Origin of the sequence: Candidatus Palauibacter australiensis, assembly GCA_026705295.1 — a bacterium.
GTDB classification, from domain to species: domain Bacteria; phylum Gemmatimonadota; class Gemmatimonadetes; order Palauibacterales; family Palauibacteraceae; genus Palauibacter; species Palauibacter australiensis.
In genome coordinates this window covers 1-2,472 of sequence record JAPPBA010000012.1, presented here as the reverse complement: position 1 = coordinate 2,472, position 2,472 = coordinate 1, and the positions used below count along the sequence as shown (strand labels likewise).

Below are 2,472 nucleotides of genomic sequence, written 5' to 3'. Positions count from 1 at the left end.
CTGCCGGACCTCGTGCGCATGATCGCCGCGGTCCCCGGCATCGACGACATCTCGCTTTCCACGAACGCCATCCTCCTGCCGCGCTTCGCGGCGGCCCTGCGGGAAGCGGGGGTCGCGCGCGTGAACGTCAGCCTCGACACCCTCGACCGGGACCGGTTCGAGGAGATCGCCCGGCGCCCGGCGCGGCGCTTCGACGAGACGATGGAAGGCCTGCGGGCCGCTGAGGAGGCCGGGTTCGCGCCGATCAAGATCAACTGCGTCATCATGCGGGGCCTCAACGACCATGAGGTCGTCGACTTCGCCGAGATCACCCGGCATCGGCCGTGGCACGTGCGCTTCATCGAACTGATGCCGGTGGGCGAGAACCTGCACCTCACCGACCGTTTCATCTCGACGGACGAAGTGCTCGGAAGGATCCACGCGATCGAGGATCTGCTGCCGGACCCGGGACCGCGGGGGAACGGGCCCGCCGTGTACTACCGCTTCCCGGGCGGTGCCGGGACGGTGGGCGCCATCACGCCGCTCTCCCACAACTACTGCGAACGCTGCAACCGCATGCGGCTGACCGCCGACGGAAAGCTGCGGACGTGCCTGTTCGGCGACCACGAGGTCGACCTGAAGGGCCCGCTGCGCGAGACGGGCCGCATCGAGGGCGCGGTGGCGGAGGCGCTCGCCGGGAAGCCGAAGCGCCACTACCTGGAGTTGGGCACGGCGGCCGGAAGCGGCGGGCTCGCGGCGCTGAGCCAGGTCGGCGGATGACGAACTACGAGGAACGACTCCGGCACCGCGATCTGCTCGAACGGGCGACCGACCTGCGCAGGCGGCTCCAACGCGAGGACGGCGATTCCCCCATGCGGCGCGAGGAAGGGGCCGAACTGGCGGCCCTCCTCGAAGCCACGCTGGCCGAGATCAGTCCGGAGCGCTGGGACCGGGTCATGGAGACGATCGCCGGAGAGGCGGCGCGGAGGGCGGGCGCGGGCGCCGCCCCGATGTTCGACTGATCGGCCGCGCTTGACCGGCACCCGTTCGCCGCACCGCGGGCTGCTCGCGGCCGGGTGCCTGCTCGCGGGCCTCGGAGTCGCCGCCGGCGCGTTCGGCGCCCACTCGCTCGAAGGCCGCCTCTCGGCGGAGGCCCTCGCGATCTTCGACACGGCGGCCCGCTACCACATGCTGCACGCCCTCGGGCTCATCCTGCTCGGCCTCGCGGCGGCCCGCTGGCCCGATGCGGCGTGGCACTGTCCCGGGCTCCTCATGCTGTGCGGCGTCGCGGTGTTCAGCGGCACTCTCTACGCCCTTGCCCTGTCCGGCATCGGCTGGCTGGGCGCGATCACGCCGGTCGGCGGCGCCGCCCTCATCGCCGCCTGGATCTGGGCCGCCTGGATCGCCCACACCCAAACCTGACGCACCAGCTCATCCGCCTTGCCGGGGTTATCAGCATGTGATAACCTTGCTGATGACGACACCTGACCGAGATCCGGGGCTCGACACGCTCATGAGGACATTGAAGATCGGGATCGCGGGCTACGACCAGATGAAGGCTCGCACCATGGCGATCGCGCGTGGCGAGCACACGCCCGCGAAGGGTGAGCCCAGGGTTTGGTTCACCTCGATCGACAGCTTCGCGAAGCTGCTGTCCGAGCATAACCGGCAGCTTCTGGAACTGATTGCCCGTGAGCGGCCGCGGTCGCTCACGGAGCTCGCGGAGCTGGCCGGGCGCAGCAAGTCGAACCTTTCGCGAACTCTGAAGACGATGTCACAGTACGGCCTCGTGGAATTGCAGCCGGGCGCACGCGGCAGGCTCGTGCCGCGGGTTCCCTACGACCAGGTGAGGCTCGACGTCTCGTTGACCCGCGACGCGGCTGCGCCCTTGACGCCCGTGTAGGTTGACGGGGTGGAATAACGCCCCACCGAGAGGTCCGATGGCGATCAAGAGTGACGGCTGGATTCGGCGCATGGCGCGCGGGCACGGGATGATCGAACCCTTCGCCGACCGCCAGGTGCGCGACGGCGTCATCTCCTACGGCGTCAGCAGCTACGGCTACGACATGCGGGTCGCCGACGAATTCCGGATCTTCCACAACGCCCTCTTCCCGGTCGTCGACCCCAAGCAGTTCGACGAGCGCTCCTTCCTCGAGTACTCGGGCGAGGTCTGCATCATCCCCCCGAACTCCTTCGCCCTCGCGCGCTCGATCGAGTACTTCCGGATTCCGCGCAACATCCTCACCATATGCGTCGGGAAGAGCACCTACGCGCGCTGCGGCCTCATCGTGAACGTCACGCCCTTCGAGCCGGAGTGGGAAGGGCACGTGACGCTGGAGATCTCCAACACGACGCCGCTCCCGGCGCGCGTGTACGCGAACGAGGGAATCGCGCAGGTCCTCTTCTTCGAGTCGGACGAGGTCTGCGAGGTCAGCTACGCGGACAAGGCCGGCAAGTACCAGGGCCAGACCGGAGTCACCCCGCCGAAGCTCT

At 69.0% G+C, this 2,472-nt stretch carries 5 protein-coding genes; all 5 read left to right on the top strand.

The window, feature by feature from the left end; genetic code table 11:
- On the top strand, positions 1-759 hold a 759-nt coding region (locus OXN85_00650), incomplete at its 5' end, for a radical SAM protein (protein MCY3598468.1).
- Entirely contained in the window at positions 756-1,001 is a 246-nt protein-coding gene (locus OXN85_00645) for a hypothetical protein (protein ID MCY3598467.1), read from the top strand. The genes OXN85_00650 and OXN85_00645, both read left to right, overlap by 4 nt.
- 10 nt (positions 1,002-1,011) lie before the next feature.
- Positions 1,012-1,401, top strand: a complete 390-nt coding sequence (locus OXN85_00640) for a DUF423 domain-containing protein (GenBank protein MCY3598466.1) — start codon at positions 1,012-1,014, stop codon at positions 1,399-1,401.
- A 91-nt stretch (positions 1,402-1,492) separates the two neighbouring features.
- A complete protein-coding gene (locus tag OXN85_00635) occupies positions 1,493-1,882 on the top strand; it encodes a helix-turn-helix domain-containing protein (protein ID MCY3598465.1) in 390 nt (129 codons plus the stop codon).
- Between the two features lie 37 nt (positions 1,883-1,919).
- Positions 1,920-2,472, top strand: a 553-nt coding sequence (gene dcd, locus OXN85_00630; protein ID MCY3598464.1) for a dCTP deaminase, incomplete at its 3' end; no start/stop codon positions are given.